The sequence below is a fragment of the Allobosea sp. BH3 genome (assembly GCF_025499465.1).
Taxonomy (GTDB): Bacteria; Pseudomonadota; Alphaproteobacteria; order Rhizobiales; family Beijerinckiaceae; genus Allobosea.
Genome location: NZ_JAIMCA010000004.1, coordinates 168,433 through 181,813 on the forward strand (window position 1 = coordinate 168,433; position 13,381 = coordinate 181,813).

Below are 13,381 nucleotides of genomic sequence, written 5' to 3' on the forward strand. Positions count from 1 at the left end.
CGCCGCTCCAGAGGGAGACTGACAGGCCATGGCTACTCCGGGTTTCGCCGCCAGCGCCTATGCCTCCATGCAGGGGGTGGGCGCCGGCAATCTGATGCGCAAGCCGCTCACCTCGGGCGGCGCGGAAGCGGGCGGGCCGGATTTCTCGGCCCTGCTCGGCAAGGCCCTCGACGCGACGGCCGATGCCGGCCGCAAGGCTGACGCGCAGACCGCGAGCGTGGCCGGCGGGCGCGCCGACATCGTCAATGTCGTGACGGCGGTGGCCGAGAGCGAGGCGGCGATCGAGACGCTGGTCGCGGTCCGCGACCGCGTGATCGCGGCCTATGAAGAAATCATGCGGATGCCGGTCTGACGGCCGCGGAATCGAGAGAAGATCATGACCTCCGGAGCCATTCTCGACGTCGCCCGCGACGGCATCGTCGTCTTTCTCAAGGTCGGCGGGCCGCTGATGGTGATCGCGCTGCTCGTCGGCTTCGTCATCTCGCTGTTCCAGGCGCTGACGCAGATCCAGGAGCAGACCCTGATCTTCGTGCCGAAGATCGTCGCGGTCTTCGCGGCCATGCTGCTGTTTCTCCCGTTCATGGGAGACGCGATGGCGGGTTATATGGGACGAGTCGCCGTCCGAATCGCCACGGGCGGATGACCTCGTCGCGGCTGCTGCCGGCTATCGCCGGAGCGGCCCCGCGGCGCCCGATCTGGCGCGAAGGTGCCCGCGGCACGATGCAGATCGCGATCCTGCCCGAGATCAGCGCGCTTTTCGTGCTCGTCTTCGCGCGCGTCGGTACGCTCGTCATGCTGATGCCGGGCATCGGCGAGCGCTTCATCTTCTCCCGCGCGCGGCTTTCGCTGGCCTTCTTCATCGCCCTGATGCTGCTGCCCGTCGCTCGCCCGGTGCTGCGCGTCCCCACGGACATGACCGGCGTCTCCACCCTCCTGATCAGCGAATTGCTGATCGGCCTCATCATCGGCCTGAGCGCGCGCCTCGTGATGGCGGCCCTGCAGACGGCCGGCACCCTCGTCGCCCAGGCGATGGGTCTCGGCTTCGCCATGACGGTCGACCCGACGGGCGGCATGCAGAACCCCTCGATCGGCAACTTCCTGACGATGCTCGGCATCACGCTGATCCTGACCACCGACCTGCATCACCTCGCCATCGCCGCGATCCATGAGAGCTATCGCCTGCTGCCGCCGGGCGGCATGCCGGATCTCACCGACATCCTGTCGCTGGTGGTTCGCGCAGCGGCCCGCGGCTTTGCGCTCGCGATCCAGATTTCGGCGCCTTTCTTGGTCTTCGGCCTGCTTTTCAATCTGGGCCTTGGCGTGCTCGCCCGGATGATGCCGCAGCTCCAGGTCTTCTTCCTCGCCGTGCCGGCCTCGATCCTCGGCGGCATGCTCATCCTGCTCGTCGTCGTCGGCGTGATGATGAGCGTGTTCATGGACGACCTCGGCGCCTTCCTCCGTCAGTTCACCGGAAACTGAGGGCGCGATGAGCGAAGAAGCCGACAAGGAAGACCAAACAGAAGACCCGACCCAGCGAAAGCTGGACGAGGCTACTGAGAAAGGCGACGTACCCAAATCGCAGGAGATCGGCACCTTCTTCGTGCTGAGCGGGATGACCCTGGCGCTCGTGGTCTGCGCCGGCTGGTCGGCGCGCGATGCGATGCTCTCGCTGCGCTCCTTCCTGATGAACGCCCACCAGGTCCCCTCGGACGGCGCGGCCTTCATGCAGGTCACGCAGCGCGGCGTGCTGACCGGCTTCATGGCGCTCGGCCTGCCCTTTGCCTTCATCCTTTGCGCGGGGCTGGCTGGCGCGATGCTGCAGCACAAGCCGCTCTGGACCGTCGAGCCGCTGATGCCGAAGTTCAGCCGCCTCTCGCCGATGGCCGGCCTGAAGCGCATGTTCGGCAAGGAAGCCTGGGTCAATTTCGCCAAGGGCCTCGCCAAGACCCTCCTGATTGGCACCGTGGTCTGGGTCATTCTCTGGGGCGAGCACGACCGGCTCGAAGCCATGGTGCAGATGAACGTCGCCGCGCTGATGCCGGCGACGCTTGTCCTCGCGATCAAGCTGATGGGCGCGGTGCTCGCCCTCTTCGCCTTCATCGCCGTCGGCGATTTCGCCTGGCAGCGCTTCTCCTGGTACCAGCGCCAGAAGATGACGAAGCAGCAGATCAAGGAGGAGTTCAAGAACTCCGAGGGCAATCCCGAGATCAAGGCGAAGCTGCGCCAGATCCGCGCCCAGCGCGTGCGCAAGCGCATGATGGCCGCCGTGCCGAAGGCGACCGTGGTCATCACCAACCCGACCCACTTCGCCGTCGCGCTGCAATACGAGCCGGGAATGCCGGCGCCGCTCTGCCTCGCCAAGGGCGTCGACGCCATCGCGCTCAAGATCCGCGAGGTGGCGGGCGAGCACCGCGTGCCGATCATCGAGAACCCGCCGCTCGCGCGTGCCCTCTATGCAACCGTCGACATCGACGAAGAAATTCCTGTCGAACACTATCAGGCGGTGGCCGAAGTCATCGGTTACGTCTTGCGCCTGAAGGGCCGGCGCGCCTAACTCGATATGGAACGAAGGATGAAGGGCTGCGAAATTACAGAGTATGCTGAATTTGCACGGAGCCACGACGTCACCCCGTCAGATCACAGCAGGCTCTAGGCACAGCCAGAAGCGAACGGACCTCCCCGCATGAGCGGCACCACCACGATCGATCGCTCCGACAAGCCCGGCCATATCGGCGTGATCCTGCTCGTCGCGGGCCTTCTCGTCGGCGCGGCTGTCTTGCTCGGCTTCATCGCCCATGAATGGGCGCAGCCGCTCATCCTAGGGTTGCTCGCCGTCCTCTCCGTCGTCGGCGTCTTCGGCCTGTTCGCCTTCGCGATCGGGCTGGTGCAGTTCTCCGGCCGCGCTGCCCGCAACGACCTGACGAAGATCATCGTCGATCACGCCGATGACGGCATCGTCGTCACCGAGGGCGAGAACGAGGTCGTCTACGCCAACGAGGCCTATCTGTCCCTTGCCGGCGCGACCGGTGCCAACGACCTGAAGCCGGTCGGCCGCCTGCTGACCGGGCGCGCAGACGTCTCGGAGGCGATTTACCGCCTGGCCGCCGCGGCCCGCGAGAACCGCCGCCTGGTCGAGGAGGTACGGCTGGAGCCGGCTCTGAACGGGCGCGGCGAAGTCGGTTGGTATCGCGTGCGCGTCTCGCCCGTGCGCCGCGAGAACGGCAATGCGACGCTCTGGTCCGTCTCCGACATCACGCCCGAGCGCGAGCGGCAGGAGAACGCCTTCCAGGAGCTCCAGCACGCGATCGACTATCTCGACCATGCGCCCGCCGGCTTCATCTCGATCGATGCCGATGGCGAGGTTTCCTATCTCAACGCCACGCTCTCGGGCTGGCTCGATTTCGACCTCGCCCGCTTCGGTTCCGGCGGGCTGCATCTCGACGACATCTGCACGCCCGCCGCCGCCGCATTGATCCAGGCGATCCGCGGCCAGCCCGGCGATGTCCGTGTCGAGGTGCTGGACGTCGATCTGAAGCGCCGCAACGGCTCGCCCCTGCCCGTGCGCCTGCATCATCAGGTCGCCTTCGGGCAGGATGGCCGCGCCGGCGCCTCCCGCACCCTCGTGCTGAACCGCGCGGCCGGAGAGGCGAGCGTCGATCTCGGCAACGATGTGGAAGTCAGTTTCGCCCGCTTCTTCCACTCGACGCCGATGGCGATCGCCACCGTTGACAGGGCCGGCGCGATCCTGCGCTCCAATGCCGCTTTCTCCCGGCTGACGCCGAGCGGCGCCCAGCCCCAGACTATCTTCGACCTCGTCACGACTGATTCGGGCCTCGAGCGCGCGCTGACCGAGCTGGTCGAAGGCACCTCCGCCCCCGCGCCTCTGGACCTCACGCTCGCCGGCGAGGACGGCCGCTCGGCCAGGCTCTATCTCACCCCCGTCTCCGCCACCGACGATGGCGACGGCGAGCGCGCCATCGTCTACGCGCTGGAGACCACGGCCGAGCGCAAGCTGCGCGACAACATGGACCAGGCCGGCAAGATGCAGGCCGTCGGCCAGCTCGCAGGCGGCATCGCGCATGATTTCAACAACGTGCTGCAGGTCATCATCAACGCCTCCGAATTCCTGCTCGCGAGCCACAGGCCGACCGATCCGTCCTTCCCGGACATCATGCAGATCAAGCAGAACGCCTACCGCGCCGCGGCGCTGGTTAGGCAATTGCTCGCTTTCTCGCGCCGCCAGACGCTGCGCCCGCAGGTGCTGGAGCTCGGCGAGGTGCTCTCCGATCTCTCCTTGATGCTGAAGCGCGTCGTCGCCGACAAGGTGACGCTCGACGTGCGCCAGGGCCGCGACCTCTGGCCGGTTAAGGCCGATCTCGGCCAGCTCGAGCAGGTCATCGTCAACCTCGCCGTCAACGCCCGCGACGCGATGTCGGACGGCGGCAAGCTCACCGTCCGCACCCGCAACGTCGCCCGCGACGAATGCGGCTCCTTCGGCCATGCCGCCCTGCCCGCCGACGACTATGTGCTGCTGGAGGTCGAGGACAGCGGCACCGGCATCCCGCAGGAGCATCTCGACAAGATCTTCGAGCCCTTCTTCACCACCAAGGAAGTCGGCAAGGGTACGGGCCTCGGCCTCTCCATGGTCTACGGCATCGTCAAGCAGACGGGCGGCTACGTCTTCGTCGATTCCGTCGTCGGCCGGGGCACGGCGTTCCGCATCTTCCTGCCCCGCCATGTGCCGAGCCAGGAGGAGATTGCCGCCGAGGCCGCCGCGAAGGAAGCGCCGAAGGCGCTCGCGGCCGACCATACCGGCGCCGGCGTCATCCTGCTGGTCGAGGACGAGGACGCGGTGCGTGCGCTCAACGCCCGCATGCTGGTTTCGCGCGGCTACACCGTCCACGAGGCCGCCTCGGGCGTCGAGGCGCTCGACATCTTCCTGAAGAACGACGGCCAGATCGACCTCGTCGTCTCCGACGTGGTGATGCCCGAGATGGACGGCCCGACCCTGCTGGGCGAACTGCGCCAGCGCAATCCGGACACCAAAGTCGTCTTCGTCTCCGGCTACGCGGAGGAAGCCTTCCGCAAGAACCTGCCCGAGGGCGAGGGCTTCCACTTCCTGCCCAAGCCCTTCACGATGAAGCAGCTTGTCGAGACGGTGAAGGCGGCGATGGGCTGAAGCTTCGCGGCTCCCTTCGAGACCCAACGAAAAAGGCGGCGGCCGGGATCACCCCGACCGCCGCCTTTCGATTTTCAGTCCGATGGCCTCACTCGGCCGGAGCAACCTTGGCCGGTGTCGTCTTCTGTTCGACCGGCTGGCCCATCGCCAGCAATGCGACGATGGTCACCAGCGCCGCAGCCGTCATGTAGTAGCCGACATGGCCCAGGCTGTAGGTGCTCGCCAGCCAGGTCGCGATGAACGGCGCGAGCGAGGCGCCGACAATGCTGCCCAGGTTGAAGGTCAGCGAGGCGCCGGTGTAGCGCACCGCTGTCGGGAAGATCTCGGCCAGCGCCGTGCCGATCGGCCCATAGGTGAAGCCCATCAGCGCGAAGCCGAGCACCGAGAACAGCAGCACGCTCGGGATGCTGCCTGCGACGAAGAGCGGCCCCACCAGGAAGCCGAACAGCGCGATGCCCAGCGAGGTGCCGATGAGCGCGCGGCGGCGGCCGAAGCGATCGGCCAGCACCGCCGAGACCGGGATCATCAGGCCGAAGAAGACGACGCCCGCCATCTGCACGGGCAGGAACTGGTTGCGGGTGTAGCCCAACCGGGTCGTGGCCCAGCTCAGCGAGAACACCGTCATAATGTAGAACAGCACGAAGGTCGCCAGCGCCGCGAAAGTGCCGATCAGCAGCGGCAATTTGTGCTCCGCGAAGACGCTCGCCAGCGGCACCTTCACGCGCTCCTGCTTGTCCATCGCCTTGCGGAAGGCCGGCGTCTCGCTGATCTTCAGCCGCATCCACAGGCCGATGAAGACGAGCAGCGCACTGGCGATGAACGGGATGCGCCAGCCGAAGGCGAAGAACTGCTCGTCACTCAGTACATCGCCGAGCAGGAGGAAGCTGCCGGTCGCCATGATGAAGCCGATCGGCGCGCCGAGCTGCGGGAACATGCCGTACCAGGCCTCCTTGCCAGGAGGGGCATTCTCCGTCGCCAGCAGCACCGCCCCGCCCCACTCGCCGCCGAGGCCAAGGCCCTGGCCGAGCCGGCACAGCGCCAGCAGCAGCGGCGCGGCGATGCCGATCTGTGCGTAGGTCGGCAGCAGCCCGATCGCGACGGTCGACAGGCCCATCGTCATCAGCGCCGCCACCAGGGTCGCCTTGCGGCCGATCCTGTCGCCGAAATGGCCGAACAGCGCCGCGCCGACCGGGCGCGCGAAGAAGGCGATGGCGAAGGTCACGAAGGAAGACAGCATCGCCGAGGTCGGGTCGGCCGCCGGAAAGAACAGCTTCGGGAATACGATCACCGCCGCCGTCGCATAGATATAGAAGTCGAAGAACTCGATCGTCGTGCCGATCAGGCTGGCGAACAGGACACGCGCCGGCGAGTTCAGGGATGCGGATTCAGGCGGTGCGGAAGACACGTTTGCAACTTTCGATAAGGAGCGAGAAGCCGCGCGCAATAACAGGAAAGCGTCGCCACCGGCATACGAAACGCATCGCCCTCGATATGCATCAATCGCATGCCCGGCTAAATTAGAAACGAAACAAACGATCTTCACGCATGACCGGCAGCGCTCCGAAACCGGGATCGCGCCTCCATGACGGCCCTCCTGACAAAAACTGACACCGGGAACAAAAAAAGAACTTGTTGACAGGAACAAAGCATGATCATTCTCCTGTCAAGACGCATTGAGATGTCCCCCTCGCCCTGCCATAAGGAGCCCGAACCGTGAATCAGGCGAATCTCAAACTCGTGGAAGGCTCCTCGATGGACAAAGCCAAGGCGCTCGACGCCGCGCTCTCGCAGATCGAACGGGCCTTTGGCAAAGGTTCGATCATGCGTCTCGGCAAGAACCCGCAGGCGATCGAGATCGAGACCATTTCCACGGGTTCGCTCGGCCTCGACATCGCGCTCGGCGTCGGCGGCCTGCCCAAGGGCCGCGTCATCGAGATCTACGGGCCGGAATCATCGGGCAAGACGACGCTCGCGCTGCACACCATCGCCGAAGCCCAGAAGAAGGGCGGCACCTGCGCCTTCGTCGATGCCGAGCACGCGCTCGACCCGGTCTATGCCCGCAAGCTCGGCGTCAATCTCGACGAACTGCTGATCTCCCAGCCCGACACCGGCGAGCAGGCGCTCGAGATCACCGACACCCTCGTTCGCTCGGGCGCCATCGACGTGCTCGTCGTCGACTCGGTCGCGGCGCTCACGCCCCGCGCCGAGATCGAGGGCGAGATGGGTGACGTGCAACCTGGCCTGCAGGCCCGCCTGATGAGCCAGGCACTGCGCAAGCTCACGGCCTCGATCTCGCGCTCGAACTGCATGGTGATCTTCATCAACCAGATCCGCATGAAGATCGGCGTGATGTACGGCTCGCCCGAGACGACCACCGGCGGCAACGCGCTCAAGTTCTACGCCTCGGTGCGACTCGACATCCGCCGTGTCTCGACGCTGAAGGAACGCGACGAGGCGACGGGCAACCAGGTCCGCGTCAAGGTGGTCAAGAACAAGGTCGCACCGCCCTTCAAGCAGGTCGAGTTCGACATCATGTTCGGCGAAGGCATCTCGAAGGTCGGCGAACTGGTCGATCTTGGCGTCAAGGCTGGCATGGTCGAGAAATCGGGCGCCTGGTTCTCCTTTGACAGCCAGCGCCTCGGCCAGGGCCGCGAGAACGCCAAGACCTTCCTCAAGGCCAACCCCGAGATCGCGGCGAAGATCGAGGCCACGATCCGCCAGAACTCCGGCCTCGTCGCCGAACGCATCCTCGACCAGGCGACGCCGAGCGAGGACGATCTCGACGAGGGCGAGGCCTGAGCTTCATCGTCTCGAGCCCTCATCCTGAGGAGCCGCGAAGCGGCGTCTCGAAAGATGCTCAAGGAGACTCGGGGAAGCATCCGGACAATCTTCGAGACGCGGCCTGCGGCCGCTCCTCGGGATGAGGGCTCCAGGAATTCCCAGCAGTCGAAGTGCTCTTTCCATCGGGCGGCCTCTCCGGGCCGCCCGTTTTCGTTTCGGCCCAAGGCTTTGCGGCGTCACAGTCTCTCGACAGCGACAGGCCGCCTGACTAGAACGCTTGGAACCGCCGGCCCGCACCCGGCCGAAGCCTCAAGACAGCAAGAGTTCGAACAGCGATGAGCGGCGTCAACGAGATCCGGTCGACCTTCCTCGACTACTTCAAGTCCCAGGGCCACGAGATCGTGGCATCGAGCCCACTCGTGCCGCGCAACGACCCGACGCTGATGTTCGCCAATTCGGGCATGGTGCAGTTCAAGAACGTCTTCACCGGCCAGGAGAAGCGCCCCTATTCGCGCGCCACCACCGCGCAGAAATGCGTGCGCGCCGGCGGCAAGCACAACGACCTCGACAATGTCGGCTATACCGCCCGCCACCACACCTTCTTCGAGATGCTGGGCAACTTCTCCTTCGGCGACTATTTCAAGGAGCAGGCGATCAACAACGCCTGGACGCTGATCACCCGCGAATTCGGCCTGCCCAAGGATAAGCTCCTTGTCACGGTCTATTCCGAGGACGACGAGGCGCATGCGCTCTGGAAGAAGATCGCCGGGCTGAGCGACGACAAGATCATCCGCATCCCGACTTCGGCCAATTTCTGGCGCATGGGCGACACCGGCCCCTGCGGCCCCTGCTCCGAGATCTTCTACGACCATGGCGACCATATCTGGGGCGGCCCCCCCGGCTCTCCCGATGAGGATGGCGACCGCTTCATCGAGATCTGGAACCTCGTGTTCATGCAGTACGAAGAGGCTGCGGGTGGCATCAGGACCAACCTGCCCCGCCCCTCGATCGACACCGGCATGGGGCTGGAGCGCATCGCAGCCGTCCTCCAGGGCACGCATGACAACTACAATATCGACTTGTTCCGTGCCCTGATCGGCGCCATCGCCGATCTGACCTCGGTCGAGCCTGACGGGCCGATGAAGGCGAGCCACCGCGTCATCGCCGACCATCTGCGCTGCTCCGCCTTCCTGATCGCCGACGGCGTGCTGCCGTCGAACGAGGGCCGCGGCTATGTGCTGCGACGGATCATGCGCCGCGGCATGCGCCATGCGCAGCTGCTCGGTGCCAAGGAGCCGCTGATGCACAAGCTCGTGCCGGCGCTGACCCGCGAAATGGGCCGCGCCTATCCCGAGCTGCTGCGCGCCGAGGCCCTGATCACCGAGACGCTGAAGCTGGAGGAAAGCCGCTTCCGCACGACGCTGGCGCGCGGCCTCTCGCTGCTCGATGATGCCTCGAAGAGCCTGACCGCCGGCCAGAGCCTGAAGGGCGACGTCGCCTTCACGCTCTACGACACCTACGGCTTCCCGCTCGATCTGACGCAGGACGCGCTGCGCGCCCGCGAGATTACCGTCGATCTCGAGGGCTTCGACGCCGCCATGCAGCAGCAGAAGGCCAAGGCGCGCGCCGCCTGGGCCGGCTCCGGCGAGGCCGCGACCGAGACGCTCTGGTACCCGCTGCGCGACAAGCTCGGCGCCACCGAATTCCTGGGCTACGACACCGAGACCGCCGAGGGCGTCGTTACGGCGCTGATCCGCGACAATGCCGAGGTCGACTCGCTGAAGGCCGGCGAAAGCGGCTTCGTGCTGGTCAACCAGACGCCGTTCTACGGCGAGTCGGGCGGCCAGGTCGGCGATGCCGGCCTCATCAAGGCTCCCGGCATCGTCGTCGAGGTCTCCGACGTCCAGAAGAAGCTCGGCGACGTCTTCGCCCACGCCGTCACCGTCAAGGAAGGCGAGCTCAAGCGCGACGCCGCCATCGAGCTCCTCGTCGACCATGACCGGCGCACCGCGATCCGCGCCAATCACTCCGCGACCCATCTGCTGCATGAGGCGCTTCGCCTCGTGCTGGGCGACCATGTCGCGCAGAAGGGATCGCTGGTCTCCCCCGACCGCCTGCGCTTCGACTTCTCGCATCCCAAGCCGATCAGCGACGAGGAACTGCGCGAGGTCGAGGAAATCGCCAACGCCATCGTCCTTAAGAACGAGCCGGTCACGACGCGGCTGATGAGCGTCGACGAGGCCATCGCCTCCGGCGCGCGCGCCCTCTTCGGCGAGAAATACGGCGATGAGGTCCGCGTCGTCGCGATGGGCACCAATCCGGCCGGCCGCGCCTATTCGGTCGAGCTCTGCGGCGGCACCCATGCGACGCGCACCGGCGACATTGGCGTCGTCAGCATCGTCGGCGAAGGCGCCGTCGCGGCCGGCGTGCGCCGCCTTGAGGCAATGACCGGCAATGGCGCACGCCTGCGCCTCAATGAGGAATCACGCCTGCTCGAAGGGCTGGCGAGCCTGCTCAAGGTCCCCGCCGCCGAGGCCGGAAACCGCCTCGCCGCGCTGATCGAGGAGCGACGCAAGCTCGATCGCGAACTCACCGAAGCCCGCAAGAAGCTCGCCATGGGCGGCGGCGGCGCGGCCGAGGACCCGATCCAGGAGATCGCCGGCGCCAAGCTGCTCGCGCGCGCCGTCACCGGCATCGAGATGAAGGACCTGAAGAGCCTCGCCGACGAGGCCAAGGCCCGCGTCGGCTCCGGCGTCGTCGCCATCGTCGGCGTCGCTGATGACGGCAAGGCCGGCGTCGTCGTCGGCGTCACGCCGGACCTGACCGAGCGCTTCGACGCGGTCGCGCTGGTGCGCGCAGCCTCCGAGCAGCTCGGCGGCAAGGGCGGCGGCGGCCGGCGCGACATGGCGCAGGCCGGCGGGCCGGACGGCAGCAAGGCGCAGGCAGCGCTCGAAGCCGTCGCGGCAGCGATGGGCTGATGACCACCGATGGGCGCCGCCTCGCCGGCGCCCTCTCCCGCCGGGTGCTGCTGCTGGCTGCCTGCGCCCTGCCCATAGGGGCGGGCGCGCAGACGAGACCGGCGAAGCGCCAGGCGGAGGAACCTGCGCTTTCGGCCGCCCGCAGCATCATGGCCGGCGCCCCGCTCAGCGTCTTCCTGACGCGCCCACCCCCGGGCGCGCGGCTCGCCATCGCGCGCGCCGGCGACCCAGCGGCGACGGCCATTGTCGTCGTGGAGCCGAGGACCCTGGTTCCCGCCCTGCCCACACCCGGCATCGCGGGTGCTTACGAACTGCGCCTCACCGTCGAGAAGGATGGCGCGCCGGTCATCCTGTTGCGCCAGCCGCTGGTGACGACCGAGCCGACAGCGACCCTGGCCGCGCCGGAGAAGGTCGGCCGCGGCCAGCACCTGCCTGTGCGCGGCATCGGCCCCAACGGCGAGATGGACCGTGTCGTGTTGGTGGCGCCCGACGCGCCCGCCGATGCGGACAGCCAGCGCTTCTTCCCGGCCGAGAATGTCGAGGCGACGCTTGAGGCGCCGGACCAGCCGGGCCTCTACGAACTGCGCTACATACTGAACGCTCCGGTCAGTGGCCTGCGCATCCTGGCCCGCCGCCCGCTCCGTGTGGAGTGAGACGCAGGTCCGGTAGACCATCCCATGGGCTTGCGAGGCTCGGCGCGCAGCGGCCATCCTGCCCCACTGCCTTTACCGAGGAGAATGACGTCCCATGCCGTTCGAATGCACAATCCCAGCCGTCGCCACGCTGCTCACCGAGGACGACAAGGCCAAGATCACGCGCTGGGATTTCGAGCCGGGCGCGACGACGGGCTGGCACGAGCACGGCATGGACTACGCCGTCGTCATCATGACCGACGCGACCATGGCCTATGAGGTCGACGGCGTGGTGACGCAAGCCGAGGTCAAGACCGGCCAGAGCTACATCCGGCCGGCCGGTGTGAAGCACGACGTGAAGAACGCAGGCGACACGCACCTCACCTTCATCGAGATCGAGATCAAGCGCTGAGCAACGGCAGTTGCATCGGTTCGACGCTTCGAAGAATAGCGCGGGCCTCTAGGTGCGAGTGGATGAGCCCATGAAAAAGCCCGGCCTCTCGGCCGGGCTTCCCGTTTCACAAGCGTGAGGCCTGAATCAGGCCGCCATCGCCTTGCGCATGTTGTCGCTGACCTTCTCGAGGAAGCCGGTCGTCGAGAGCCACTTCTGATCGGCTCCCACGAGCAGCGCGAGATCCTTGGTCATGTCGCCGGCCTCGACCGTGTCGACCGTGACCTTCTCCAGCAGCGAGGCGAACTTGGCGAGCTCCGTATTGCCATCGAGCTTGGCCCGGTGGGCGAGGCCACGGGTCCAGGCGAAGATCGAGGCGATCGAGTTCGTCGAGGTCTCCTTGCCCTTCTGGTGCTCGCGATAGTGGCGGGTGACGGTGCCGTGCGCGGCCTCGGCCTCGACGGTCTTGCCGTCCGGCGTCATCAGCACCGAGGTCATCAGGCCGAGCGAGCCGAAGCCCTGCGCCACGGTGTCGGACTGCACGTCGCCATCGTAGTTCTTGCAGGCCCAGACATAGCCGCCCGACCACTTCATCGCGGAAGCGACCATGTCGTCGATCAGGCGGTGCTCGTAGGTGATGCCGAGCTTGTCGAACTCGGCCTTGAACTCGGCCTGGTAGATCTCCTCGAAGATATCCTTGAAGCGCCCGTCATAGGTCTTGAGGATGGTGTTCTTGGTCGAGAGATAGACCGGGTACTTGCGGATCAGGCCGTAGTTCAGCGAGGCGCGGGCGAAGTCCTTGATCGACTCGTCGAGATTGTACATCGCCATGGCGACACCGGCGTCGGGGGCCTTGAAGACCTCCTTCTCGATGACGGCTCCATCCTCGCCGACGAACTTGATCGACAGCGTGCCCTTGCCGGGGAACTTGAAATCGGTGGCGCGGTACTGATCGCCATAGGCGTGGCGGCCGATCACGATCGGCTGGGTCCAGCCCGGCACGAGGCGCGGCACGTTCTTGCAGATGATCGGCTCGCGGAAGATCACGCCGCCGAGGATGTTGCGGATCGTCCCGTTCGGCGACTTCCACATCGACTTCAGATTGAACTCCTTCACGCGGCCTTCGTCCGGCGTGATGGTGGCGCACTTCACCGCGACGCCATGCTTCTTGGTGGCGTTGGCGGCGTCGATGGTAACCTGATCGTCGGTCGCGTCGCGGTTCTCGACGGAGAGATCATAATAGTCGAGTTCGAGATCGAGATACGGGAAGATCAGCGTGTCCTTGATCTTCTGCCAGATGATCCGGGTCATCTCGTCGCCGTCCATGTCGACGACCGGGTTGGCGACCTTGATCTTGCTCATGCGATGACCCCTGTGCTCTCAAAATAGAACGATCCGCAGCTGCGGCGCTGGCCCCAGC

At 66.4% G+C, this 13,381-nt stretch carries 11 protein-coding genes; 9 read left to right on the plus strand and 2 right to left on the minus strand.

The features are described from left to right. Positions 1–28 precede the first annotated feature (28 nt). The 5 genes from fliE to cckA all read left to right on the plus strand — a co-directional run bounded on the left by fliE (position 29) and on the right by cckA (position 5,179). Positions 29–352, plus strand: coding sequence for a flagellar hook-basal body complex protein FliE (gene fliE, locus BoBH3_RS13645; RefSeq protein WP_262331363.1), 324 nt, complete (start codon positions 29–31; stop codon positions 350–352). 24 nt (positions 353–376) lie between these two features. Further along, positions 377–643 (plus strand): flagellar biosynthesis protein FliQ, encoded by a 267-nt coding sequence (fliQ, locus tag BoBH3_RS13650; protein ID WP_262331364.1) that lies wholly within the window; start codon positions 377–379, stop codon positions 641–643. A gap of 77 nt (positions 644–720) precedes the next feature. Beyond that, positions 721–1,479, plus strand: a complete 759-nt coding sequence (gene fliR, locus BoBH3_RS13655; RefSeq protein WP_262331939.1) for a flagellar biosynthetic protein FliR — start codon at positions 721–723, stop codon at positions 1,477–1,479. 7 nt (positions 1,480–1,486) lie between these two features. Beyond that, positions 1,487–2,554, plus strand: coding sequence for a flagellar biosynthesis protein FlhB (gene flhB / locus BoBH3_RS13660; protein ID WP_262331365.1), 1,068 nt, complete (start codon positions 1,487–1,489; stop codon positions 2,552–2,554). A 129-nt stretch (positions 2,555–2,683) separates the two neighbouring features. Next, positions 2,684–5,179, plus strand: coding sequence for a cell cycle histidine kinase CckA (gene cckA, locus BoBH3_RS13665; RefSeq protein WP_262331366.1), 2,496 nt, complete (start codon positions 2,684–2,686; stop codon positions 5,177–5,179). 88 nt (positions 5,180–5,267) lie between these two features. Here cckA and BoBH3_RS13670 read toward each other — a convergent pair whose 3' ends face one another. Continuing rightward, on the minus strand, positions 5,268–6,584 hold the full coding sequence (locus tag BoBH3_RS13670; protein ID WP_262331367.1) for an MFS transporter: 1,317 nt from the start codon (positions 6,582–6,584) through the stop codon (positions 5,268–5,270). Between the two features lie 347 nt (positions 6,585–6,931). On the opposite strand from BoBH3_RS13670, the gene recA reads away from it, so the two are divergent. The 4 genes from recA to BoBH3_RS13690 all read left to right on the plus strand — a co-directional run bounded on the left by recA (position 6,932) and on the right by BoBH3_RS13690 (position 11,982). Then, a complete protein-coding gene (gene recA / locus BoBH3_RS13675) occupies positions 6,932–7,978 on the plus strand; it encodes a recombinase RecA (RefSeq protein WP_262331940.1) in 1,047 nt (348 codons plus the stop codon). 317 nt (positions 7,979–8,295) lie between these two features. After that, positions 8,296–10,938: an alanine--tRNA ligase gene (gene alaS / locus BoBH3_RS13680; protein ID WP_262331368.1), complete on the plus strand. Its 2,643-nt coding sequence runs from the start codon at positions 8,296–8,298 to the stop codon at positions 10,936–10,938. Then, the gene (locus BoBH3_RS13685; protein WP_262331369.1) at positions 10,938–11,591 is read left to right on the plus strand and encodes a hypothetical protein; all 654 of its coding nucleotides are present in this window, start codon (positions 10,938–10,940) and stop codon (positions 11,589–11,591) included. The genes alaS and BoBH3_RS13685 overlap by 1 nt, the downstream gene beginning before the upstream one ends. Before the next feature lie 94 nt (positions 11,592–11,685). After that, on the plus strand, positions 11,686–11,982 hold the full coding sequence (locus BoBH3_RS13690; RefSeq protein WP_262331370.1) for a cupin domain-containing protein: 297 nt from the start codon (positions 11,686–11,688) through the stop codon (positions 11,980–11,982). Between the two features lie 126 nt (positions 11,983–12,108). Here the strand turns inward: BoBH3_RS13690 and BoBH3_RS13695 are convergent, their stop codons facing one another. Beyond that, positions 12,109–13,323, minus strand: a complete 1,215-nt coding sequence (locus BoBH3_RS13695) for an NADP-dependent isocitrate dehydrogenase (protein ID WP_262331371.1) — start codon at positions 13,321–13,323, stop codon at positions 12,109–12,111. Between the last annotated feature and the right edge of the window lie 58 nt (positions 13,324–13,381).

Bases quoted from the DNA above. Each gene is read 5' to 3' on its own strand.
- fliE (WP_262331363.1), top strand. From the start codon at position 29: ATGGCTACTCCGGGTTTCGCCGCCAGCGCCTATGCCTCCATGCAGGGG.
- fliQ (WP_262331364.1), top strand. From the start codon at position 377: ATGACCTCCGGAGCCATTCTCGACGTCGCCCGCGACGGCATCGTCGTC.
- fliR (WP_262331939.1), top strand. From the start codon at position 721: ATGCAGATCGCGATCCTGCCCGAGATCAGCGCGCTTTTCGTGCTCGTC.
- flhB (WP_262331365.1), top strand. From the start codon at position 1,487: ATGAGCGAAGAAGCCGACAAGGAAGACCAAACAGAAGACCCGACCCAG.
- cckA (WP_262331366.1), top strand. From the start codon at position 2,684: ATGAGCGGCACCACCACGATCGATCGCTCCGACAAGCCCGGCCATATC.
- recA (WP_262331940.1), top strand. From the start codon at position 6,932: ATGGACAAAGCCAAGGCGCTCGACGCCGCGCTCTCGCAGATCGAACGG.
- alaS (WP_262331368.1), top strand. From the start codon at position 8,296: ATGAGCGGCGTCAACGAGATCCGGTCGACCTTCCTCGACTACTTCAAG.
- BoBH3_RS13685 (WP_262331369.1), top strand. From the start codon at position 10,938: ATGACCACCGATGGGCGCCGCCTCGCCGGCGCCCTCTCCCGCCGGGTG.
- BoBH3_RS13690 (WP_262331370.1), top strand. From the start codon at position 11,686: ATGCCGTTCGAATGCACAATCCCAGCCGTCGCCACGCTGCTCACCGAG.
- BoBH3_RS13695 (WP_262331371.1), bottom strand. From the start codon at position 13,323: ATGAGCAAGATCAAGGTCGCCAACCCGGTCGTCGACATGGACGGCGAC.